Source organism: Mesorhizobium sp. WSM4840, from assembly GCF_055811755.1.
Window position 1 is genome coordinate 148104 of the sequence record NZ_JBVVQD010000009.1, and the last position, 22970, is coordinate 171073.

Consider the following 22970-nt stretch of genomic DNA (forward strand, 5'->3'; position numbering starts at 1 on the left):
TCTGATTGCGACCTTTAAGATTTTTCCGGATCAATTAGCATGGTCAGCCATGCCGCCCGTTTCGCCCATGCCCTCGACGGCGAACTCGACGGTCACCGTGCCGGCCTTTTCGAAGGTCAGCGTGGCGGAAAACGTCTCGCCTTGCTTGGGCTGACGCTTCAACCCGAAGAACATCAGATGATAGCCGCCGGGTGCCAGCGCGACCTTGCCGCCGGCCAGGATTTCGAGGCCGCCGCTGACCGGCCGCATGGTCATGACACCGTCCTTGACGCCCATCTCATGCAGTTCGGTCTTGGCCGAAATTTCCGAGGAGATCGACAGCAGCCGGTCCGGCGAACTGCCGGTGTTGGTGATACTGAAGTAGCCGCCGGCCACTTTGGCGCCAGGCGGCGTGGCGCGCGACCAGGGATGCACGATCTTGAGGTCGCCAACCCTAAACTCATGCGCGAAAACGGCCTGGGCGCTGACGAACAGGAGGGCGAGGAGGAACACGGTGATGCCGAGTCGCTCCTCGAAGCTGTGCAGGAAGGACCTGTTGCGGCCGAACCGCGCGCGAAAAGAATGAGACATGATAGCTCCAGAACTGAGAAATCGCGCCGTCGGCCGGTCGCGAACAGTTTCGATGTTGAACGAATTCGCCCGCGAAAAATTCCGCAAGGCGAACTGGGACGGATCAGGCCGACGCCGGCGGCGCGCGCGGATTCGACGGAGAGCGGTCGCGGGCAAAGTCGAGATGCCTGAACGCCGGCAGCACAAAGGCGACGGTTTCGACGGAAAAAATGCCGGACACCGTGGCGGCAGCGGGCGGCGGTGCGTAGACAGCCGAGGCCATGCCGCAGCCAAGCATGCAGCAAGCCGGCATGTGCTGCTGCGGATCGCCGCCTGGAAGCTGGGCCGCGCCCTCCTGGGTGCAGATGACATTGCCGAAGGCGTCGAGTTGCGAAGCATTCGGGCTTAAGCCGAAGGCGAATGCGCCAAGCGCCGACTGAAGCACGAGCAAGCAGGCCACGGCGAACGCGGCCGGCATGCTCCATCGTCTCCGCCGGATATTCAAAGACCTGCCTCTTCACGCAGCAACGGCCAGATGTCTAGCACGGGCTCAGCAGGTGGAAAATCGCCAAATCACTGCTGCGGCAACGCGGCGCGATCGGGGCGCTGCTGGCCTTCCGGAATCGACGTCAGCAGCGTGTGCCGTGCCGACTTCAGATGCTTGCGGCAGGCGGCGTCGACCTTATCGGGATCGCGCGATTTGAGCGCTGCGATATAGGCCAGATGCTCCGCGACCGCCACTTCGTTGCGCTCGCGCTCCTGCGCCTTGTTCCACTGGTAGTGGTAGTGGAAGATCATGGCGATGACATCGTAGAAATCGACGATGAAGCGATTGTGCGACGCGCGGTGTATCAGCCGGTGAAAGCGCTCGTCGAGCTCCGAGAATTCGTTGAAGCGCGTGGCGATCTCGCGCGCCAGCAGGCGATGCTCGTCTTCCAGCAGGTCGAGGTCGGCCCAGACCGGGCTGTCTTCCGGCAGGGCGGCAAAGGCGGCAGCCGAGCGAAGTTCGAACATCTCGCGGATTTCGGTCAATTCCAGCGCGAAAGCGCGGGTAAAGCCTTTCAGCACCCAATGGCTGTTGCGGCGTTTCTCGATCAGCCCGAAGCGGGAAAAGCGGATCAGGAACTCGCGCACGCTGGTGGTGCCGACGCCGATCTCGCGCGCCAGCTCGAGCTCGTTGATCTGCATGCCGGGCTCGGCGCCGCCGGCAAGCAGCCGCCGCATGAAGGAGCGCTCGATGATTTGCGACAGCGTGTCGGTCTCTTCCTCGGGGAAAAAGTCGTCCGGCCGCGGCACGCGCAAAACCGTCTTGCTGCGCTTGTTCCAGGTGATCAGCCCCGTCTCTTCCATGCGCGCAAGGATGGTGCGGATCGTCGTGCGGCTGACGCCGAGCAGCGCGCCCAGCTCGGGCTCAGACGGCAGGCTTTTCGTTTCATCGAGCAGCCGCAGACCGCGATTGTAGGCGTCCTTATAGACGTTATTGCTCTTCGACATCCCTGCCCCATTGCGCGCCGGCGCTTGCAGCGGCCGGCTTGAAGCGCGATATTGATAAACGTTCCTAGCGCAGGCTCCCAAAAAGCGGAATTGCTCTTCAGAAGTCAGCCTGGTTTCAATGTCCGGTCTTCTGCGCATCCATAGGATACGCACGGCGCTGTCACGAAAAAACAATTGACGCAAAACTGTTTTTTCACGATAAAAGACATTATCTTTTAACAGGCGCGTGTCAATCCGCTAGCGCATCCCAGGAACACCCAGGAAACTGCCCGTGAACGCCGCAAACAGCATTCTTCTGTCTCCCGCCGACAATGTCGCGGTCGCCAATGGCCGCATCGAGATCGGCGCGGTGCTGCCGGGCGGCGCCGTCGCCACGGCGCTGATCGAACCTGGCCACAAGGTGGCGATCAAGCCGATCGCCGCCGGCGAGGCTGTGGTCAAATACGCCCAGGCGATCGGCCGCGCCACCCAGGACATTGCGCCCGGCGAGCATGTCCATTCGCACAATCTGGTCTTCGAGTCCGGGCGTTTGCCGGTGGTGCCGCCGAGCGAAGCCGTGCACGCGACCGAGGCCGACCGCGCCCGCACCTTCATGGGCTACCGTCGCGCCGACGGCCGTGCCGGCACACGCAACTTCATCGGCATTCTCGCCAGCGTCAATTGCTCGGCCACCGTTTGCCACGCCATCGCCGACGAGGCGAACGGCACGCTGCTGCCCAGATATCCGGGCATCGACGGCTTCGTCCCCATCGTTCACGGCCAGGGCTGCGGCATGAGCGCCACCGGCGACGGCATGATGGTGCTGCACCGCACGCTGGCCGGCTATGCCCGCCATCCGAATTTCGGCGGCGTGCTGATGGTCGGCCTCGGCTGCGAGGTCAACCAGCTCACCCTCTATGGCCAGAAGGGCGTCGCCGCGGGAAAACGCCATTTCAACATCCAGGAGGCCGGCGGTTCGCGCAAATCCGTCGAGAAGGCAATGGGCGTGCTGGCCGAGATCGCCGAGGAGGTCGGCAAGCTCGAGCGTGAGCCGATCCCGGTCAGCGAGATCGTTGTCGGCCTGCAATGCGGCGGCTCCGACGGCATGTCCGGCATCACTGCCAATCCGGCGCTCGGCGCCGCGGTCGACATCCTGGCCGGCGTCGGCGGCATCGGCATCCTTTCCGAGACGACGGAAATCTATGGCGCCGAGCATCTGCTGGCCTATCGTGCAGCGACCCCGGAGATCGCCGCCAAGCTCGATGGCTATGTGAAATGGTGGGAAGACCATGTTGCCAAGCATGGCGCTTCCATCGACAACAATCCTTCACCCGGCAACAAGCGCGGCGGCCTGACCACTATTCTGGAGAAGTCGCTGGGCGCGGTCGCCAAGGGCGGCCAGACGCCGCTCAACGGCGTCTTCGGCTATGCCGAGAAGGTCACCGGGCACGGGCTGGTGTTCATGGACACGCCCGGCTACGACCCGGTCTCCGCCACCGGCCAGGTGGCGGGCGGCGCCAATGTCATCGTCTTCACCACCGGCCGCGGCTCCTGCTTCGGCTGCCGGCCGACACCGTCGATCAAGGTCGCCAGCAACTCGACCATGTACCACATCATGGAAGAGGACATGGACGTGAATTGCGGCGTCATCGCCTCGGGCGAAAAGACCATCGCCGGCATGGGCCGCGAGATCTTCGAACTGATCGTCGAGACGGCTTCCGGCCGCAAGACCAAGAGCGAGGAGTTCGGCTACGGCGACAATGAATTCGTGCCGTGGCATCTCGGGGCGACCCTCTAGCCCGACCGCTAACCGACAACGACAATAGACAGGCCGGACAACGGCCGGTGGGAGGCTTCGTATGAAAAAACGCCGTGTCGGCAGCACCGCGCTGGAAATAACCGAGGTCAGCTTCGGCGGCGCGGCGGTCGGCGGGCTCTACCGAGCTTGCCCGCGCGAGGCGGCGATGCAGACGCTGCAGGTCGCCTGGGATGCCGGCTTGCGCTATTTCGATACGGCGCCCTTCTACGGCTTCGGCCTCTCGGAACGCCGCTTCGGCGATTTCCTGCGTGACAAGCCGCGGGATTCCTACGTGCTGTCGACCAAGGTCGGGCGCCTGTTGCGGCCGGTGCCGGAAGACCGGATTCCGGACCATTCCTATGTCGATCCACTGCCCTTTGCGCCCGACTACGACTATTCCTACGACGGCATCATGCGCTCGGTCGAGTTCAGCTATGCGCGGCTTGGCCTCAATCGAATCGACATCCTGTTCGTCCACGACATCGGCGTCTACACGCATGGCGTCGAGAAAACGAAGCTGCATTTCCGCCAGTTTATGGATGGCGGGCTGAAGGCGCTGGAAGAGCTGAAGTCGTCCAAGGTCATTTCCGCCTACGGCCTTGGCGTCAACGAGGTTCAGATCTGTCTCGATGTGCTGCGCCAGGCGCCGCTCGACTGCATCCTGCTCGCCAGCCGCTATTCGCTGCTCGACCGCACCGCCGAAGCCGAATTGCTGCCGCTTTGCCGACAACGCCAGACCTCGCTGATCATAGGCGGCGTCTTCAATTCCGGCATCCTGGCAACCGGCCCGGTGCCGGGTGCGCATTTCGACTACCTGCCGGCCACCGAGGACATTCTCGACCGCGTCGGCGCCATGGAAAAAATCGCCGCCGAGGGCGGCTACCCGCTTGCAGCGGCGGCGTTCCAGTTCCCGCTGCACGAGCCTGTGGTGGCTTCTGTGCTGACGGGCACCGCCAAACCGGCCAATCTGGAACGAAATCTGCAACTGCTCGACATCCAGGTGCCCGAAACAGAATTCGCCAAATATGATCCCTACACGGTCGTACAGAAACTCGGCTGATGCGCTGCGGCCTTCCCCGGTTAAACGGCGGACGGTGCGATCAGGAGGCGTCACAATCGTGCCCTCAAGAAAAGAATGAATATTCCATCTTGACTGGTTTCTGGAATTAATATTCCATTCCTTTTCGGAGAGGATCTGGAGGGTTTCCGATGAGGATCGGCACTCCTTCCGGTCGAGGCATACGGAGGGCGATGCGAAACACCGCTTGCGTCGACCCAACCTATGCACTATCAAAATGCGGTAAATGTTTTTTATTGATAAAGTTCTGTTTGGGCAGCGCCTATCCAAACCGGGCTTCCGCAACGTTCACCGGGCGACTTAGGGAGGAAGTCTAATGAAATTCGTGACCAGCATTCTCAACCGCCGCGCATTCGTGGCGCTCGCCGCCGCCTCGATGCTTGCCGGCGTGATGCATTCGGCGCCGGCTTCGGCGGCGGACGTAACCATTCCGATCATCGTCAAGGACACCACCTCTTTCTACTGGCAGATCGTCCTGGCCGGTGCCCGCAAGGCCGGCAAGGACCTCGGCGTCGACGTGCCGGAGCTCGGCGCCCAGGCGGAGACCGACGTCAACGGCCAGATCTCGATCCTTGAAAACGCCGTCGCCGGCACCCCGGCTGCCGTCGTCATCGCACCGACCGAAGCCAAGGCGCTCGGCAAGCCGATCGACGAGGCAGCCACCAAGGTCAAGATCATCGGCATCGACTCCGGCGCCGACTCCAAGGCCTTCACTTCGTTCCTGACCACAGACAATATCCAGGGCGGCCGCGTCGCCGCTGACGGGCTGGCGGCCGCGATCGCCGAAGCCAATGGCGGCAAAATCGAGGGCGACGTCGCCCTGATCACCGCGCTTCCGGGCGCTGGCTCGCTCGAACAGCGCGCCCAGGGCTTCAAGGAACAGCTTGCCGCCAAATATCCCGGCCTCAAGCTCATTGCCGACAAATACGCCGACGGCCAAGCCACGACCGGCCTCAACATCGCGACCGACCTGATCACCGCCAACCCGAACCTCAAGGGCATCTTCGCCTCCAACCTGATCATGGCGCAGGGCGTCGGTCAGGCGATCGCCGAGAACAGCCTTGCCGGCAAGGTCGGGCTGATCGGCTTCGACAGCGACGAGAAGCTGGTCAAGTTCCTCAATGACGGCGTCATTTCCGGCCTCGTCGTCCAGGATCCGTACCGGATGGGCTATGACGGCATCAAGACGGCGCTCGCTGCCTCGAAGGGCGAGAAGGTCGAGGCCAATGTCGACACCGGCGCCAACCTCGTCACCAAGGCCAACATGAAGGATCCGAAGATCGACGCACTGCTCAATCCGAAGCTCGACTGAGCATCGGCATTGGCGCACCGTTTCCGGGGCTTTTTGCCCCGGAAACGACCTACACTCGTGCCACTCGTGAGGCCGATCTGGGAGGACTGTCATGACGTCGACGGCGCAGGAACTGCATCCGGCCCCAACGCTGGAACCGGGCAGGACGATCCTCGAACTCAAGGGACTGGAAAAGCAGTATCCCGGCACGCACGCGCTGAAGCCGATTAACCTTGCCTTCAAATCCGGTGAAATCCACGCCATCGTCGGCGAGAACGGTGCCGGCAAATCCACCCTGATCAAGCTTTTGACCGGCGTCATGCCGCGCACCTCCGGCGACGTCATCTGGGAGGGCAAGCCGGCAGCGCTGGCGACGCCGCATGAGGCGATGGCGCTCGGCATCAATGCCGTGCATCAGGAGGTCGTCCTGTGCCGCCATCTCACCGTCGCGGCCAACATGTTTCTCGGCGAAGAGGATTCCCGCTTCGGCATCCTGCAGCAGCGGGCCATGGTCAGGGAAGCGCAGAAGATCATCGACGATCTCGGCTTCGATCTGCCGGCGCATGTCGTGCTGGGTGACCTGACCATAGGCCAGCAGCAACTGATCGCCGCCGCCCGTGCCACCGTGCGCGGCACCAAGTTCCTGATCTTCGACGAACCGACCGCCTACCTCACCCGCAAGGAAGCCGACCAGCTGTTCACGCTGATCCGTCGGCTGAAGGGCGAAGGCGTCACCATCATCTACATCAGCCACCGCATGGAAGAGGTGTTCGAGCTCGCCGACCGCGTCTCGGTGCTGCGCGACGGCACGCTTGTCGGCACCAGGAACATCGCCGAGACCAATGACGCCGAGCTGGTCAAGATGATGATCAACCGCTCGATCGAGCAGGTCTATCACAAGGAGCATTTTACCCCGGGCGTGACGCTCCTCGAAGCCCGAAATCTTTCCGGCAAGGGCTTCGAAAATGTCTCGATGACGGTCCGCGCCGGCGAAATCGTCGGGCTCTACGGCCTGATCGGCGCCGGGCGCAGCGAGTTCGTCACCACCCTCTACGGCCGTCATCGCAAGTCGGCCGGCCAGATCCTCTGGGAGGGCAAGGATGTTCAGGTCAACTCCGAGCATGACGCTATCAGGCTCGGCATGGCGCTGGCGCCGGAAAGCCGCCGCGACCAGGGCCTCTGCCTCAACCTGCCGGTCGGTCTCAATCTCAATCTGCCGATCTACAAGCGCATCTCCAGCAACCTGCTGATCTCCAGCGCGCAGGAGAAGGCCGAGGCGGATCGCCAGATCGCCAATCTCAGGATCAAGACGCCGACGCGCAACGCGCTCGCCTCCAGCCTGTCCGGCGGCAACCAGCAGAAGATCGTCATCGGCAAATGGCTGGCGCACGGCGCCAAGCTGTTCATCTTCGACGAGCCGACAGTTGGCGTCGATGTCGGCACCAAGGCAGAGATCTACCGCCTGTTCAGTGCGCTTTTGTCCAATGGCGCCGGCATCATCCTTATCTCGTCCTATCTGCCCGAGGTCTATGAACTGGCCGACACACTGCATGTGTTCCGGCGCGGCAAACTGGTGGCCACTCATGGTTTCCACACTGCCAACCATGAGGAGATCCTCACCCAAGCGCTGGCCGAGAAACAAGAAAAACCGGGAGGACAGATATGAGCACCGAGGCGATACCGGCCGAAAGGCCGAAACGCAACTACAACGCCCTGTTCGGGCTGACACTGCTGGCGCTGCTGGTATTGTTGTGGGTCATCCTGTCGGTGGCGACGCCGAGCTTCGCCTCCGCCAACAACATCTCGAACCTGCTGCGGCAAGGTTCGATGATCGCCATCCTGGCGGTCGGCCAGACCTTCGTCATCATCACCGGAGGCATCGACCTTTCCGTCGGCGCCGTGGTCGGCTTCGCCACCGTCATCGCAGCGATGTTGATCAATGCCGGCGTGCCGATCTTCCTCGCCATCCTGATCACCTTGCTGGTCGGCGTCGCAATCGGTCTGTTCCACGGTTTCGGCATCGTAAAGATGGGCCTGCCACCCTTCATCATCACGCTGGCGACATTGACATCCTTGCGCGGCATCGGCCTCTTGATGACCAACGGCAACTCGATCTCGATCAACAGCGACGCATTCCAGCTGTTTTCGCGCAGCTCTTTCCTCGGCGTCCCCAATCTGTTCTGGATGGTGATCCTGGTCGGCATCCCCGCCTACATCTTCCTGCATCACAGCCGCTGGGGCCGATATCTGTTCTCGGTCGGCTCCAACGCCGAGGCATCGCGTCTGTCCGGTGTCAACGTCCAGCGCACCATCTACCTGGCCTATACGCTGTCGGGCCTCTGTGCAGCTTTTGTCGGCGTGCTGCTTGCCTCGCGCATCGGCATCGGCAATCCGACACAGGCCGAGGGCTGGGAGTTGCAGGCGATCGCCTCGTCGGTGATCGGCGGCACCTCGCTGTTCGGCGCCGTCGGCTCGGTGCATGGACCGCTGCTCGGCGCCTTCATCCTCGCCACCATCAACAACGGCGCCAATCTCTTGAACGTCAATGCCTTCTGGCAGCGCATCATTACCGGCGTGCTGATCATCGTCATCGTCTATTTCGACGGCCTGCGCCGCCGCGGCAAGTAGACTATCTTAACATCCGCCGGCCCGGCGCTAACGGGACCGGCGGTGCCATGAACCAACTGGATTGAAGCATGAAAGCCGTCGTCTGCCGTTCGCCCGGCAATCTTGTTGTGGAAGACCGCCCGGCGCCAAGCACACCACCGCCGGGCTGGGCGCTGGTCGCGGTCAGTCATGTCGGCATCTGCGGCACCGACTATCACATCTTCGAGGGCAAGCATCCATTCCTCGCCTATCCCCGCATCATGGGTCACGAGGTCTCCGGCACCGTGATCGAAATTGGCGAGGACGTCGATCTGGCCATCGGCGAGCCGGTGATCATCAACCCGTATCTCGCCTGCGGCAAATGCATCGCCTGCCGCCAAGGCAAGCCGAATTGCTGCGTCAGGATCGAAGTGCTCGGCGTCCACCGCGACGGCGCCATGTGCGAACGGATCCTGGTGCCGGCGCAAAATCTTTATCCGGCAAACGGCCTGTCGCTGGCGGATGCCGCCGCTGTCGAATTCCTGGCGATCGGGGCGCACGCCGTGCGGCGCTCGCTGGCTGATCCTGGCGCGCGCACGCTGGTCATCGGCGCCGGGCCGATCGGCCTCGGCACGGCGCTGTTTGCCCGTATCGCCGGTCTCGACGTGACGCTGCTCGACATGAGTGCCGAGAGGCTGGGTTTTGCCGCAAGCGAACTCGGCTTCGCCACCCTCGACGGTTCGCGGCAGTCTGCGACCGACCTGGTGCGCGAGGCGACCGGCGGCGAAGGCTTTGACGCGGTCTTCGATGCTACCGGCAACACCCAGTCCGTGCAGTCGGCCTTTGCCCATGTCGCGCATGGCGGGACGCTGGTCCTGGTCAGCGTCGTCAAGGACGACATCGTCTTTTCCGACCCCGAATTCCACAAGCGCGAGATGACGCTGATCGGCAGCCGCAACGCGCTGCGCGCCGACTTCGACCATGTCGCCGCTTCGATCCGCGACGGTGCTGTGCCGCTGGCAAAGCTCGTCACCCATCGCACGACGCTTGGCGACACACCGCGCGACCTCGCCCGCTGGGCGCATGAGAAATCCGGCCTCATCAAGGCCGTCATTCAGGTCGGATGAGATGTCGGTCTGGCACGAAAAATTCGGCGGGCGATATTGCAGGATTGGCAGAGCGCATGCCTTGGCGATTAGCCGAAACATCCATCACTTCGTCATCCTATGGCGGAGCAAAGGAGCGAAGCGACGCGGCGAAGACCATAGGATCCATGCCGTTACATACGAGCGTTGCAGCAGTACCGAACGACCTCTGTCTTGCGCCGTCTTTACTCTTCGCGCGAGGTCACGGCATGGATCCTTGGGTCTTCGCGACGGAGCTGCGCTCCTGCTTCGCCCAAGGATGACGACGTTGAAGGCTAATCGTTCACCGACAGCCTCAGCTCCACGCGCTCCGCTGAAAAGCGCGACTCCGCAAACTGGATCGGCTCGCCGTCCGGCGTAACGTTGACCGCGACCGTGACCAGCACGATGGCGCCGGGCTGCAGATCGAGATCGGCAAGGTCGGCGGCGTCCGCGTGGCGGGCCGACAGCACCGTCGATTGCCTGAGATAGTCGCCGATGCCGAAACGCCGCAATGAGGCCGTCACCGATCCGGTTTCGGCCATGGCGGCATCGATGCCGGCGAAGCGAGCCGCATCAAACCAGCCGGTGGCACGCGAGACCGGTTGCCCATCGGCTTCGCCGCGTGTCTCGAGGCGTATGACAGTCGAACCCTTGGTAACCCCCAGCCCTTCGGCGACGCGCCGGCTGGCCGGCTCGACCGCCGATTCGAGTAGCACGCTGCGACGCTCCGACGCCTGCCCTTGCAAGCCCTCCGAAAACCGGGTGCGGGCGCCGATCGGATAGGACAGGCGCTTGCGCGACAGCACGAAGGTGCCGCGCCCCTGTTCGGCCCTGAGCACGCCATCCTGCACCAGTGCGGCGATGGCGCTGCGCACCGTATGGCGGTTGACGCCATAGCGCTCGGCCAGTGCAACTTCCGGTGGCAACGCAGCATTCTCGGCGAAGTCGCCGACGGCGATCGAATGCAGGATCTGCTCGGCGATCTGCCGCCACAGCGAGACGCCGCTGCGCCGCTCCAAGCTGCTGGCGATCTGCTGACCGATCATCTCTTTGCCCCGAGCTTTTTCGCCGTGTCATCCATCCGTCATGGACAGGCTTTAGAGAATAGGTATAATTTGTATAATTGTCTACATCATTATACAAATTGGAACGAGAAGGAACGGCGGCCATGCGAGAACAGGAAGCGCGCGATCAGCAGCTTGAGCGCAAGGCCGTCATGGCGACGCTGGCGCAATCGACCGGCGACGATATCGTCCGCCTCTGGAACCAAGCCGGCCTGCCTTCGCAAGCAGAACTCCTGCGCGGCCCCGAAACCGGCCTGGTCACCGTGCGTGGCCGCATCGGCGGCGGCGGCGCGCCGTTCAACGTCGGCGAGGCGACGGTCACCCGCGCCACCGTCCGGCTCGCATCCGGACAGGTCGGCCACTGCTACGCGCTCGGCCGTGACAAGCAGAAAGCAAAACTGGCGGCGATCGCCGACGCGCTCTGGCAGGATCCCGCCCGCCGCAACGAGGTCGAGACCAAACTCATTGCGCCTCTGCAGGCCGCGCTGGCCAGCGCACGTGAACGGCGGCGCGCCGAGACGGCGGCAACCAAGGTCGATTTCTTCACCATGGTACGCGGAGAAGACTGATGGAAATCGCAACCCAAGCGATCGAGGGCGGCTTTGCCGATCCGGTGTTCGACGCCCAGACGGTGTTCCGCGCCGTGATGGACGCAATGGCGCGGCCGGGCATCCTGCAACCCCTGCCGGTCTTTGCCAGCCCGCCCGCGCCGCTGTCGGCCACCGCGGGCGCCATCGCGCTGGCGCTGTGCGACAACGACACGCCGCTCTGGCTCGATCTCGTTTTGCAGGCCCCGGCAGCGGTGAAATCCTGGCTTGGTTTCCACACCGGCGCACCACTGGCCAACACGCCAGCCGATGCGCATTTCGCGCTGATCGCCACGCCGGCCGAGATGATGGCGCTCGACGGCTTTTCACAAGGCACCCAGGACTATCCCGACCGCTCGACGACGCTGATCCTGCAGGTGAGCGATCTCGTCTCGGGCGCCCCTCTGCTACTCGAAGGTCCTGGCATCGAAACAACCGCGACAATCGCGCCGGCGCAGATGCCGCGCCACTTCGTCGAACAATGGAAGCAGAACAATCAGCGTTTTCCCCGTGGTGTCGACATCATCCTCGCCACCCCGGAAGGCGTTGCCTGCCTGCCGCGCACGACGCGCATCAAGACGATGGAGGCGTGATATGTATGTCGCAGTAAAAGGCGGCGAAGCGGCCATTGCCAACGCCCACGCCCTGCTCGCCGACCGCCGCCGCGGCGACCGTTCGGTGCCGGCGCTTCGCCTCGACCAGATCGTCGAGCAGCTGGCGCTCGGCGTCGACCGGGTGATGAGCGAAGGTTCGCTCTATGATAGGGAATTGGCGGCGCTCGCCATCGTTCAGGCGCGCGGCGACATGATCGAGGCGATCTTCCTGGTTCGCGCCTATCGCACCACGCTGCCACGCTTCGGCTATACCAGGGCGATCGACACCGGCGCGATGCTGGTCGAGCGGCGCGTGTCGGCGACCTACAAGGACCTGCCCGGCGGCCAGCTGCTCGGCCCGACCTTCGACTACACCCACCGGCTGCTCGATCCCGAACTTGCGGCCGGCGGCGATGTCGCCGAGCCGCTGCAGCGCGCCAGCGAGGCGGAAGCCATGCCGCGCGTCTCCGCCATCCTCGCCCGCGAAGGCCTGATCGAACCCGATGGTGACATGCCGCAGGACCATGTCCCCGGCGATATCACCCGCGAGCCGCTGGAATTCCCGATGGCGCGCGACATCCGCCTGCAGGCGCTGTCACGCGGCGATGAGGGTTTTTTGCTGGCGCTCGGCTATTCCACCCAGCGCGGCTATGCCCGCAACCATCCGTTCGTCGGCGAGGTTCGCATCGGCGAGGTCGAGCTGGAACTCGACGTGCCGGAGCTGCCATTCGCCGTACCGCTGGGTACTGCGCGTGTCACCGAGTGCCAGATGGTCAACCAGTTCAAGGGCTCGGCCAAGGCGCCGCCGCAATTCACCCGCGGCTACGGCCTCGTCTTCGGCCAGAGCGAGCGCAAGGCGATGGCCATGGCGCTATGCGACCGCGCGCTTCGTGCAACCGAATTCGGCGAAGATGTCGTCGCCGCTGCCCAGGACGAAGAATTCGTCATCTCGCATTCCGACAATGTCCAGGCGACCGGTTTCGTCGAGCACCTCAAGCTGCCGCACTATGTCGACTTCCAGGCAGAGCTCGACCTGGTGCGCCGCATGCGCGCCGAGCATGACGCCCGCGAGAACGGCAAGATGGAAGAAAAAAGGGAGGCCGCGGAATGACCGCGCGACCAGCTGACATCGCCAGCTACAACTTCGCCTATCTCGACGAGCAGACCAAGCGGATGATCCGCCGCGCGATCCTCAAGGGCATCGCCATTCCCGGCTATCAGGTGCCGTTCGCCTCGCGCGAGATGCCGATGCCCTATGGCTGGGGCACCGGCGGCGTCCAGGTCACCGCATCGATCATCGGGCCCGACGACGTGCTGAAGGTCATCGACCAGGGCGCCGACGACACCACCAATGCCGTTTCGATCCGCGCCTTCTTCAAGAAGGTCGCCAATGTCGCCGTCACCACCGAGACGGCCAAGGCGACCATTATCCAGACCCGCCACCGCATCCCCGAACATCCGCTGACATCGGGCCAGGTGCTGGTCTATCAGGTGCCGATTCCCGAGCCGCTGCGCTTCCTCGAGCCGCGCGAGACGGAAACGCGGAAAATGCATGCGCTGGAAGAATACGGCCTCATGCATGTAAAACTCTACGAAGATATCGCCAGGCACGGCCGCATCGCCACCACCTACGCCTATCCGGTCAAGGTCGAGGGCCGCTATGTGATGGATCCCTCGCCGACGCCGAAGTTCGACAATCCGAAGATGCACCGTTCGCCGGCTCTGCAACTGTTCGGCGCGGGCCGCGAGAAGCGCATCTATGCGCTGCCGCCCTTTACCGAAGTGGTCAGCCTCGACTTCGAGGACCATCCGTTCGAGGTGCAGACCTTCGACCAGCCCTGCGCGCTGTGCGCGGCCGAAAACGTCTATCTCGACGAGGTCATCCTCGACGACCATGGCGGCCACATGTTCGTCTGCTCCGACACCGATCATTGCGAGAAACGGCGCGAACAAGGCCATCGCGGCCACCTTGCGGCCGAAACCCCTCCTGCCCTGGAAAAAAGGGAGCCGGCGCAATGACCGACGAACCACTGCTGCGCGTTTCAGCGCTGTCCAAATTCTACGGCTCGCGCGTTGGTTGCGAGAACGTGACCTTCGACCTGTGGCCGGGCGAGGTGCTGGCGGTGGTCGGCGAATCCGGTTCCGGCAAGACGACGCTGCTCAACTGCCTCTCGACCAGATTGCTGCCGAGTTCTGGCACCGCCAGCTACCGTATGCGCGACGGCCAGTTCCGCGAGCTCTACCGCATGAGCGAGGCCGAGCGCCGTTTTCTGATGCGCACCGACTGGGGCTTCGTCCACCAGAACCCTGCCGACGGACTGCGCATGACGGTGTCGGCCGGCGCCAATGTCGGCGAGCGGCTGATGGCGGTGGGTGACCGCCACTATGGAAAAATCCGCGCTACCGCCGTCGACTGGCTATCGCGCGTCGAGATCGACGAGGACCGCATCGACGACGAACCACGCGCCTTTTCCGGCGGCATGCGCCAGCGCCTGCAGATCGCCCGCAACCTCGTCACCGGGCCGCGGCTGGTGTTCATGGACGAGCCGACCGGCGGCCTCGACGTCTCCGTGCAGGCGCGCCTGCTCGATTTGTTGCGCGGCCTGGTCACCGATCTCGGCCTGGCGGCGATCGTCGTCACCCACGATCTTGCGGTGGCGCGTCTGCTGTCGCAACGCATGATGGTGATGAAGGACGGCCGCGTCGTCGAAAGCGGCCTCACCGACCGCGTGCTTGACGATCCACGCGCGCCCTACACCCAACTCCTTGTTTCTTCGATATTGCAGGTGTGAAGATGATTGCTCCGGCGTACCCCCCTCTGGCCTGCCGGCCATCTCCCCCTCAAGGGGGGAGATCGGCTGTCTCTCCGTCTCGCTTGTTCTGCAACCTTGAAGAGTGGCGAAACCGTGCGCGACATCCAATCTCCCCCCTTGAGGGGGAGATGGCCGGCAGGCCAGAGGGGGATGTTGGCCCGCAAACGAATGGCGAATGGAGCACATTCTGATGGCAACCCCGCTCGTCGTCTCCGATGTCGCCAAGAGCTTCACCATGCATCTGCGCGACGGCATCAAACTGCCTGTCGTCGCCGGCGTGTCGTTCTCGATCAGGAGCGGCGAATGTGCCGTGCTCGGCGGCCCGTCCGGTGCCGGCAAGAGCTCGATCCTGAAGATGCTCTACGGCAACTACGCCGTCGACGTAGGCCAGATCATCGTCCAGCACGAGGACGGGCTCATCGATCTCGCGACGGCCAGCCCGCGCACCGTGCTTGCCGTGCGCCGGCTCACGATCGGCTATGTCAGCCAGTTCCTGCGCACCGTGCCGCGCGTCTCCGCCCTCGACGTCGTTGCCGAACCGCTGGTCGAACGCGGCGAGGACCGTGAGGTCGCGCGCGGCAAGGCGTGCGCCTTGCTGGCGCAGCTCAACCTGCCGGAGAAACTCTGGGCGCTGCCCCCGGCGACCTTTTCCGGCGGCGAGCAGCAGCGCGTCAACATCGCGCGCGGCTTCATCACCGAGCACCCGATCCTGCTGCTCGACGAGCCGACCGCTTCGCTCGATGCCAGGAACCGCGACGTGGTGATTGCGCTGATCGCCGCCAAGAAGGCGGCCGGCGTCGCCCTGCTCGGCATCTTCCACGACCACGACGTGCGCGAGGCAGTGGCCGACCGCGTCATCGACGTGACCGCTTTTGCCGCCGGAAAAATCGCCGCGTGACCCGAAAACTGTCGGAAACGCCGCTGGTCCACGAAACGGCGGAAGTCGAGAACTCGACGCTCGGTCGCTGGACCGAGATCGCCGAACGCTGCCGGGTTTCGGAGAGCACGATCGGCGACTATTCCTACATGATGCAGGACTGCAGCGCCTGGTGCGCGACGATCGGCAAATTCGCCAACATCGCCGCCAGCGTGCGCATCAACGCCACCAACCATCCGACCTGGCGGCCAACGCTGCACCATTTCACCTATCGTGCCTCGGACTATTGGGACGACGCCGAGCACGAGAGCAAATTCTTTGCCCAGCGCCGTGCCAGGCGCGTCACCATCGGCCACGACACCTGGCTTGGCCACGGCTCGACCATCCTGCCCAGCGTCACCATAGGCGATGGCGCGGCGGTCGGCGCCGGCGCCGTGGTGTCGAAGGACGTCGCGCCCTACACCATCGTCGGCGGCGTGCCGGCCAAACCGATCCGCGAACGTTTCGACCGCCGCACGGTGGAACGCTATCAGGCACTCGCCTGGTGGGATTGGGACCACGCCCAACTACGCGCCGCGCTCGACGATTTCCGCGCGCTTGCGGCGGAAGCGTTTCTGGAAAAATATGGCGGCTAACGTCCCTTGCTCAACGCTGTCGCCTTTTAATTGACGATTGCCGGGCAAAAAGTCGTAAGAAAAAAACGTAAGGATTGGCATGATCAGACGATGGGTAGGATTTTGCCTGGTTGCGCTGGTGACTCTCTTGCCTCAACAAGCGCCTGCCAACCAGGTGCCGAAGATGGATCCTCGCGGCGCGGTCCTTTGCATCTGGATGATCTATGCATCAATCCACGCGATCGGTGAAAACTGCGCTCCGAAGCAAGATCGTGATTTTCTCGACTTCCTTCAGTCAGGGATCGACCGCATGAACGCCTTCATCATCAGGAACTCGGACACCACGCAAGCTGCGCTGGACGAACGGCAGAACCAGATCCGTGCGCGCCAAGCTCAACGCGGCACCGCCTCTTGTGAGCTGGAGGGCGAGAGCATGGCACTCTACAATTCGCTCAAGTCTGTCGATCCCAGCCAGAGCACCGCCAACATGGACAAGTTGCTCGAAGTCGATCGCGAGCCCTTGTTAAACCCCTGTCTTTGAAGGTTCCTTTCATATGCATGACACATGACTCGGACAGGAGGCGGTCTTCCCTGGAGATCGCCATGCTTCACTCCGTGAAACCTTCGCTAGCCGGATTTTTGCCGGCTCTAACCCGAACCCTCCCGTGCATCTCGGCAAGCGCTCCAACAGCGCATACAATTTGCTCGTCGAGCCCGGCAAACTGTCGTCTGCCATACATTCTCGAGGACCCCCTGGTCCTGGGTTGACAGCGCGTCGCCTCTGCACCTGTGGACGGTAACAAAACTGACATCAATCCGACACCGCGGTTTCATGCGGCTGCGCTAGCGAAGGTTAACGGACCTTCGAAACGCGACTGGACTGGAACTTGCCTATGTCAGCAACCTCAGCCACGCTCGAGATCCGCGGTGTCACCCGCCGGTTTGGCAGGAACACCGCCGTCAGCAATGTCGACATCTTGATCCCGCACGGGCAGATGGTCGGCATCATCGGCCGCTCGGGCGCCGGCAAGTCGACGCTTTTGCGGATGATCAACCGCCTTATCGATCCGAGCCAGGGCTCGATTTTCTTTGACGGCGCCGAAGTTTCCAACCTGCGCGGTTCGCTGCTCAGGCGGTGGCAGCGCGATTGCGCCATGATCTTTCAGCAATTCAACCTGGTGCCGCGTCTCGACGTGCTGACCAATGTCCTGCTCGGCCGGCTCAATCACCGCTCGACCCTTGTCAATCTGCTCGGTGTCTTCTCCCGCGAGGAACGGGCCGAGGCGATCGCGGCGCTCGAGCGTCTCGACATCGCCCGCACGGCGCTGCAACCGGCCGGCACGTTGTCCGGCGGCCAGCAGCAGCGCGTTGCGATTGCCCGCGCCATGATGCAGCAGCCGAAAGTCATCCTCGCCGACGAGCCGATCGCCTCGCTCGACCCGCTCAACGCCAAAGTGGTGATGGATTCGCTGCAGGACATCAATCTGCGCGAGGGCCTCACCGTCGTCACCAATCTGCACACGCTGGATACCGCGCGCACCTATTGCAACCGCATCATCGGCATGGCCGCCGGCAAGGTCGTGTTCGACGGCCCACCCGAAGAGCTCAACCGCGAGGCTGTGCGCATGGTCTACGGCGCCGACAGCAATGGCGGCGAAATCTCCGAGGCCATCACCTCGACCAGCGTCACCATCAAGCAAAAAATCGCCGCATCCACCGGACCGCTCGAGCCCGCATTTCCAGGCTACTAGTTCCATGATCCCGGAAAGTGGATACCGGTATACGAAAGGTCATGGACAACCGAAGAGCACCTGGATCGCCAGCCCGCGTCAAGGGCGCTGTCAAAATTCGAACGCTGCCGGCGCGATGCCGGAACCAACAGGAGAGACGCGAAATGTTTAGAAAGATAATCTTCGGTGCCGTTTCCATCCTCGCCATGGCGGTGGGCACGGTCCAGGCACAGGACCTGAAGGAGTTCCGCGTCGGCATTCTGGGCGGCGAGAACGAAGCCGACCGTCTGCGCAATTACCAGTGCTTCGCCGACCACATCAAAGAAGTCCTCGGCGTCGAGAAAGTTTCGCTGTTCCCGGCCGCCGATTACGACGGCGTCATCCAGGGCCTGCTCGGCGGCACGCTTGACTTTGCCGAACTGGGCGCTTCCGGCTACGCCAAGATCTATCTCGAAAACAAGGACGCGGTTCAGCCGATCCTGACGACGGTCCAGACCGACGGTTCGACCGGCTACCATTCGGTCATGGTTGCCCGTGCTGATTCCGGCATCAAGACGCTCGCCGACATGAAGGGCAAGAAACTCGGTTTCGCCGATCCCGATTCGACTTCTGGTTACCTGATCCCGGTGACTTCACTGCCCAAGGACATCGGCATGGATGTGAAGAGCTACTTCGCGTCGACCGGTTTCGGTGGCGGCCATGAACAGCTTGTCCTTGAAGTCCTGAAGGGTACGTTCGATGCCGGCACCACCTGGGCTTCGGGCGTCGGCGACTTCAACGACGGCTACAGCTCGGGCAATCTGCGCAAGATGGTCGACAAGGGTGTCCTCAAGATGGACGACCTCGTCGAATTGTGGCAGTCGCCGCTGATCCCGAACGGCCCGCTGGTATTGCGTACGTCGATCGACGCCGGCGCCAAGCAGAAGATCACCGATTTCCTGACCAAGCTTCCGGAAACCGATCCGGCGTGTTTCTCGGCGATACAAGGCGGCGATTACAAGGGCTATTCACCGGTCACCCCAGAATTCTATCAGCCGATCATCGACGCCCGTAAGGCGAAGATCGGCTCGTAAAAACAAACTGCTACAACGCCGCCGGGGTCATGTGCCGCCGGCGGCGTTGCCGCATCAGGGGCCGGGGATCTATCGATGAGTGCGACCAACGTTTACCGCGCGCCTGCGCTTTCACCGGAGGGAGCTACTGTCGAGCGGCACTGGCGCGACCTCGCCGCTCGCCGGCGCCTTTACACGATCGGAGGCCTGGGCTTCTTGTTTCTTGCACTCTCTGGCTCGCTCTGGTTCGCCAACGAAACCAACGCCGGAAAGTTCTTCGACCGCCTTCCCTACATCGCCGACTTTTTCACCGAGCTGAAGCCGCGCGACTGGTTCGACCCGGTGCGCGCGCTGTTCGACCTGCCGTCCCCTTATGACGATGGCAGCCTCAAGTTCGACTACCCCGAAGGCCGGGTCTACCTGACCCAAAGCATCTACATTCCGGAATATTTCCACCGGATGATCGAGACGCTGAACATCGCCCTGTTTTCGACGCTCGTAGGCTCTACATTCGGTTTCCTGCTCTGCTTCCTCGCCGCGAGCAATATCACGGCCAACCGCTGGCTCCGTTTCGCCACGCGTCGCTTCCTTGAAATCGTCCGCGCCTTTCCGGAAATTGTTATTGCCGGCTTCTTTCTCGCGATTTTCTCGCTTGGACCCATTCCGGCGATCATTGCGGTCAGCATCCATACCGTCGGCGCGCTCGGAAAAATGTTCTTCGAAGTGGTCGAGAATGCCGACATGAAGCCTGAAGAAGGTCTGCGCGCCGTTGGCGCCAACTGGGTGGAGCGGGTGTGGTTCGGCATCGTGCCCCAGGTCCTGCCCAACTTCATGAGCTATTTCCTGCTCCGCTTCGAGATCAATGTGCGCGCTTCGACCATTCTCGGCGCCGTCGGCGCCGGCGGCATCGGTGAATCGCTGCGTCTTTCGATCGGCCGAGGCCATGAGGCCAAGACCATCGCCATCGTCTTCCTGCTGTTCTGCACGATTGTCGCCGTCGACCAGTTTTCGGCATGGCTGAGACATCGTCTTGTCGGCCGGCAGGCGTTCGCATATGGGCGCGGAGAGTAAGCGAATGAACGCCGATGCCATCAACGACATCGCCATTCGCCATCCGGATGCGTTCCGGCGCTCCCTATGGAAGCGCTACGCCGCCCCGATCGGCATCCTTCTTTGCATTCTCTACACCTTCTATTGCGCGTGGTTCTTCTCGATCGCCAGCGTTCTTGAAAAGGCGAACTGGAACCTTGCCGGCGCGTATCTCGCCGACTGGGTGTCTTACGAAATCCGGCCCGACATCGAATTCAAGGACAATTATCTGACGATCGATTACTCCCGCTTTTCCAAACTGGGATCCAATCCAGATCCCGACTGGGTGGCCAAGCAGATGGGTGTGATCGAGCGCCGGGTCGACGCAGCACCAGCACCGGCAAACGCGACCAACAAGTCGTCGCAGGATTCGTTTATGGCGCCTGGCGCGCCAACCGCCGAGAGCCCAACCGCCCCGTCAAACCAACCCGCTCCGGCTGTGCCTGAAACGGTGCGCGAAAACGCCGTCGTGGCGGCGACCGTCGTTCTTGGCAATGGCCGGATCGCCATCACGCCAAACCTCGTCACAGTGACGCGCGGCGCCGAAAGCGTCATCTTCGACATCGCCAAGGACAGTTCCGTCACGCCGCGCACACCGCTGCCTGACTGGATCGAGCAACGCAGGCCAGGCTCGACAGCCTATGTCTCGTTCGGATTTCTCGGCCGCGCTGAGGTGCAAAGTGACGAAGTGGTCGCCTGGAGACGTTTCTTCGGCTGGGCCAATTTCGTGTTCGACACGAATTCGCCATTCTGGGGAAAGCGGTTCGGCGAGGTCGCTTCACTGATCGTTTCCGGGGCACGCATCGACCCGTCGCGGTCAAACGCAGCGCTCGCCTGGGATAACGTCCTCAACAACGCCGAATGGCAGCACGGTGACGTCTGGCTGAAACTTTTGCAAACCATCGTCATGGCTTTTGTCGGCACGGTGCTGGCCTCGATCGTCGCCTTTCCGCTCGCCTTCCTGGCTGCGCGCAACGTCACGCCGAGCCGGATAGCCAACCAGCTAACAAAGCGCTTTTTCGATTTCCAGCGCTCGGTCGACATGCTGATCTGGGCGCTGTTCTTCACGCGCGGCTTCGGTCCGGGGCCGCTGGCCGGCATGTCGGCGATCTTCTTCACCGACACGGGAACCCTGGGCAAACTCTATTCCGAGGCACTGGAAAACATCGACGACAAGCAGCGCGAGGGCATCCGCTCGGTTGGCGCCACGCCGGCAATGGTGCAGCGCTACGGCGTGCTGCCCCAGGTTCTGCCGGTATTCCTCAGCCAATCCCTCTATTTCTGGGAATCGAACACCCGGTCAGCGACGATCATAGGTGCTGTCGGCGCCGGCGGCATCGGTCTGAAATTGTGGGAGGCCATGCGCACCAACACCAACTGGGCCAATGTTTTCTACATGGTTCTGCTGATTCTGCTCGTCGTTTTCATCTTCGACAACATCTCCAGCTATCTGCGCCGCAAACTGATGGGGACCGTCGCAAACGGCAACGATGAACGGCGCGTTTCCGTCCGTCCGCCGGCAGCTCAGATCGCCTGAGACGAAGGCCCGGCTGCATCTAGCGCAGCAGCCTTCTTCCAACCGCTCTTGATGTGCTTGTAGCCGTCGCGATAGACGGCTTCCGGGCTTTCCGAAAAATCGCGCCACACCTTGGTAGCCGCCGCCAAATCTTTGAGCGAGCGGCCAAAGGCCTCGATCGTCAGCCAGTCGTCATAGCCGCTCTTGCGAATGGCCGAAAACGTCTCTTGCCACGCAATATGGCCGCGCCCAGGCACGCCGCGATCATTCTCCGAAACATGGATATGGACGACGCTCCTGCGGTTGCGCGTATAGGCTCCGATCGGGTCGGCTTCCTCGATATTGGCATGGAACGTGTCGTACATCGCCTTGATGTGCGGTCGGTCGATTGCGTCGACATGCTCCGACAGATCGTCCATCGTGTTGAGCAGGTAGCATTCGAAGCGGTTGAGCGCCTCCAGCCCAATGGTGACGTTCTTGTTGCCGGCATGATCGCCGATGGCGCGCTGTGAGCCGACCGAACGCTTTTTCTCCGCCGCTGTCGGCCCGCTGCCGGAAAAGGCGCCGAGCGTCGAATGCAGCGGGCCGCTCAGCGTTTTGGCGCCAAGCGCTTGTGTGCAGTCGATCGCCCATTTCATATAGTCGATGCCGGCCTTGCGCGTTGAGGCATCGGCCGAGATCAAATTCATCGCCGGATCGCCCATCGCCGAAACGGCGGTGCGTTCCAGCCCGATGCGGTCGAGCAGCGCGCCGAGCCTTTTGTAATCGTCCGGCGTGCCGGCAAAGATCGGTATCTCGACGCCATCGAAGCCGGTCGCCTTGATATCCCTGAGCAGCGGCTCGTGTTTCTTCGACACGGCCGTCGTCCACAAGAACATACACATGCCGATTTTCATCGACGCCCCTCCCCATTTGACGGCCGGCTGGCTCCTCCGCCGACTTCGCCATAAGCCCCCTCATCCGGCCGCTTCGCGGCCACCTTCTCCCCGCTGGGGAGAAGAGGCAGACGCCAGCGCCGGCGATCTCCTCTCCCCTCGGGGAGAGGTCGGGTTTGCCCCCAAATTGCCGTGGAATTAGGTTTGGAATAAAGGGGGGGGGGCTCCCCCCGTAAACCGGCGCCGCGATTTAAATTT

General features: G+C 62.8%; 23 protein-coding genes. 18 read left to right on the top strand and 5 right to left on the bottom strand.

Going from position 1 to position 22970, the window contains the following annotated elements:
- Positions 1 to 30 precede the first annotated feature (30 nt).
- The 3 genes from AC0L3I_RS14885 to AC0L3I_RS14895 form a co-directional block, all read right to left on the bottom strand.
- Positions 31 to 570: a copper chaperone PCu(A)C gene (locus AC0L3I_RS14885; protein ID WP_473527345.1), complete on the bottom strand. Its 540-nt coding sequence runs from the start codon at positions 568 to 570 to the stop codon at positions 31 to 33.
- A gap of 103 nt (positions 571 to 673) precedes the next feature.
- Entirely contained in the window at positions 674 to 1027 is a 354-nt protein-coding gene (locus AC0L3I_RS14890; RefSeq protein WP_473527346.1) for a DUF2946 family protein, read from the bottom strand.
- Between the two features lie 95 nt (positions 1028 to 1122).
- On the bottom strand, positions 1123 to 2043 hold the full coding sequence (locus AC0L3I_RS14895; protein WP_473527347.1) for a GntR family transcriptional regulator: 921 nt from the start codon (positions 2041 to 2043) through the stop codon (positions 1123 to 1125).
- Between the two features lie 271 nt (positions 2044 to 2314).
- On the opposite strand from AC0L3I_RS14895, the gene AC0L3I_RS14900 reads away from it, so the two are divergent.
- The 6 genes from AC0L3I_RS14900 (at position 2315) to AC0L3I_RS14925 (ending at position 9902) form a co-directional block, all read left to right on the top strand.
- On the top strand, positions 2315 to 3820 hold the full coding sequence (locus AC0L3I_RS14900; protein ID WP_473527348.1) for a UxaA family hydrolase: 1506 nt from the start codon (positions 2315 to 2317) through the stop codon (positions 3818 to 3820).
- Between the two features lie 61 nt (positions 3821 to 3881).
- Positions 3882 to 4880 (top strand): aldo/keto reductase, encoded by a 999-nt coding sequence (locus tag AC0L3I_RS14905; RefSeq protein ID WP_473527349.1) that lies wholly within the window; start codon positions 3882 to 3884, stop codon positions 4878 to 4880.
- 334 nt (positions 4881 to 5214) lie between these two features.
- The gene (locus AC0L3I_RS14910; RefSeq protein WP_292209167.1) at positions 5215 to 6210 is read left to right on the top strand and encodes an ABC transporter substrate-binding protein; all 996 of its coding nucleotides are present in this window, start codon (positions 5215 to 5217) and stop codon (positions 6208 to 6210) included.
- A 91-nt stretch (positions 6211 to 6301) separates the two neighbouring features.
- Positions 6302 to 7855 carry a sugar ABC transporter ATP-binding protein gene (locus AC0L3I_RS14915; protein WP_473527350.1) on the top strand — a complete coding sequence of 518 codons (1554 nt, stop codon included), beginning with the start codon at positions 6302 to 6304 and terminating at the stop codon, positions 7853 to 7855.
- Positions 7852 to 8817 carry an ABC transporter permease gene (locus AC0L3I_RS14920; protein WP_473527351.1) on the top strand — a complete coding sequence of 322 codons (966 nt, stop codon included), beginning with the start codon at positions 7852 to 7854 and terminating at the stop codon, positions 8815 to 8817. The genes AC0L3I_RS14915 and AC0L3I_RS14920 overlap by 4 nt, the downstream gene beginning before the upstream one ends.
- A 68-nt stretch (positions 8818 to 8885) precedes the next feature.
- Positions 8886 to 9902: a zinc-binding alcohol dehydrogenase family protein gene (locus tag AC0L3I_RS14925; RefSeq protein WP_473527352.1), complete on the top strand. Its 1017-nt coding sequence runs from the start codon at positions 8886 to 8888 to the stop codon at positions 9900 to 9902.
- A 293-nt stretch (positions 9903 to 10195) separates the two neighbouring features.
- Here AC0L3I_RS14925 and phnF read toward each other — a convergent pair whose 3' ends face one another.
- Positions 10196 to 10948, bottom strand: coding sequence for a phosphonate metabolism transcriptional regulator PhnF (phnF, locus tag AC0L3I_RS14930; RefSeq protein ID WP_473527353.1), 753 nt, complete (start codon positions 10946 to 10948; stop codon positions 10196 to 10198).
- A 122-nt stretch (positions 10949 to 11070) separates the two neighbouring features.
- Here phnF and phnG point away from each other — a divergent pair, with 122 nt between their 5' ends.
- The 12 genes from phnG to phnE (AC0L3I_RS14990) all read left to right on the top strand — a co-directional run bounded on the left by phnG (position 11071) and on the right by phnE (AC0L3I_RS14990) (position 21858).
- On the top strand, positions 11071 to 11535 hold the full coding sequence (phnG, locus tag AC0L3I_RS14935) for a phosphonate C-P lyase system protein PhnG (RefSeq protein ID WP_473487838.1): 465 nt from the start codon (positions 11071 to 11073) through the stop codon (positions 11533 to 11535).
- Positions 11535 to 12146, top strand: coding sequence for a phosphonate C-P lyase system protein PhnH (phnH, locus tag AC0L3I_RS14940; protein WP_473487837.1), 612 nt, complete (start codon positions 11535 to 11537; stop codon positions 12144 to 12146). The genes phnG and phnH overlap by 1 nt, the downstream gene beginning before the upstream one ends.
- A gap of 1 nt (position 12147) precedes the next feature.
- Positions 12148 to 13257 (top strand): carbon-phosphorus lyase complex subunit, encoded by a 1110-nt coding sequence (locus AC0L3I_RS14945; protein WP_473487836.1) that lies wholly within the window; start codon positions 12148 to 12150, stop codon positions 13255 to 13257.
- A complete protein-coding gene (locus AC0L3I_RS14950; RefSeq protein WP_473487835.1) occupies positions 13254 to 14165 on the top strand; it encodes an alpha-D-ribose 1-methylphosphonate 5-phosphate C-P-lyase PhnJ in 912 nt (303 codons plus the stop codon). Before AC0L3I_RS14945 ends, AC0L3I_RS14950 begins: the two co-directional genes overlap by 4 nt.
- On the top strand, positions 14162 to 14938 hold the full coding sequence (gene phnK, locus AC0L3I_RS14955; RefSeq protein ID WP_065009749.1) for a phosphonate C-P lyase system protein PhnK: 777 nt from the start codon (positions 14162 to 14164) through the stop codon (positions 14936 to 14938). The genes AC0L3I_RS14950 and phnK overlap by 4 nt, the downstream gene beginning before the upstream one ends.
- A 211-nt stretch (positions 14939 to 15149) precedes the next feature.
- Positions 15150 to 15857, top strand: coding sequence for a phosphonate C-P lyase system protein PhnL (gene phnL, locus AC0L3I_RS14960; RefSeq protein WP_473487834.1), 708 nt, complete (start codon positions 15150 to 15152; stop codon positions 15855 to 15857).
- Positions 15854 to 16471 carry a DapH/DapD/GlmU-related protein gene (locus AC0L3I_RS14965; RefSeq protein ID WP_473487833.1) on the top strand — a complete coding sequence of 206 codons (618 nt, stop codon included), beginning with the start codon at positions 15854 to 15856 and terminating at the stop codon, positions 16469 to 16471. The genes phnL and AC0L3I_RS14965 overlap by 4 nt, the downstream gene beginning before the upstream one ends.
- Positions 16472 to 16550: 79 nt before the next feature.
- Positions 16551 to 16991: a hypothetical protein gene (locus tag AC0L3I_RS14970; protein ID WP_473487832.1), complete on the top strand. Its 441-nt coding sequence runs from the start codon at positions 16551 to 16553 to the stop codon at positions 16989 to 16991.
- A 352-nt stretch (positions 16992 to 17343) separates the two neighbouring features.
- Positions 17344 to 18201 (top strand): phosphonate ABC transporter ATP-binding protein, encoded by an 858-nt coding sequence (gene phnC, locus AC0L3I_RS14975; RefSeq protein WP_473487831.1) that lies wholly within the window; start codon positions 17344 to 17346, stop codon positions 18199 to 18201.
- A 143-nt stretch (positions 18202 to 18344) separates the two neighbouring features.
- A complete protein-coding gene (phnD, locus tag AC0L3I_RS14980) occupies positions 18345 to 19253 on the top strand; it encodes a phosphonate ABC transporter substrate-binding protein (protein ID WP_473527354.1) in 909 nt (302 codons plus the stop codon).
- 75 nt (positions 19254 to 19328) lie between these two features.
- Positions 19329 to 20303 carry a phosphonate ABC transporter, permease protein PhnE gene (phnE, locus tag AC0L3I_RS14985; protein ID WP_473527355.1) on the top strand — a complete coding sequence of 325 codons (975 nt, stop codon included), beginning with the start codon at positions 19329 to 19331 and terminating at the stop codon, positions 20301 to 20303.
- A 4-nt stretch (positions 20304 to 20307) separates the two neighbouring features.
- On the top strand, positions 20308 to 21858 hold the full coding sequence (gene phnE, locus AC0L3I_RS14990; protein ID WP_473527356.1) for a phosphonate ABC transporter, permease protein PhnE: 1551 nt from the start codon (positions 20308 to 20310) through the stop codon (positions 21856 to 21858).
- Here phnE (AC0L3I_RS14990) and AC0L3I_RS14995 read toward each other — a convergent pair.
- Entirely contained in the window at positions 21846 to 22733 is an 888-nt protein-coding gene (locus AC0L3I_RS14995; RefSeq protein ID WP_473527357.1) for a sugar phosphate isomerase/epimerase family protein, read from the bottom strand. The genes phnE (AC0L3I_RS14990) and AC0L3I_RS14995 overlap by 13 nt on opposite strands.
- Positions 22734 to 22970: the final 237 nt, after the last annotated feature.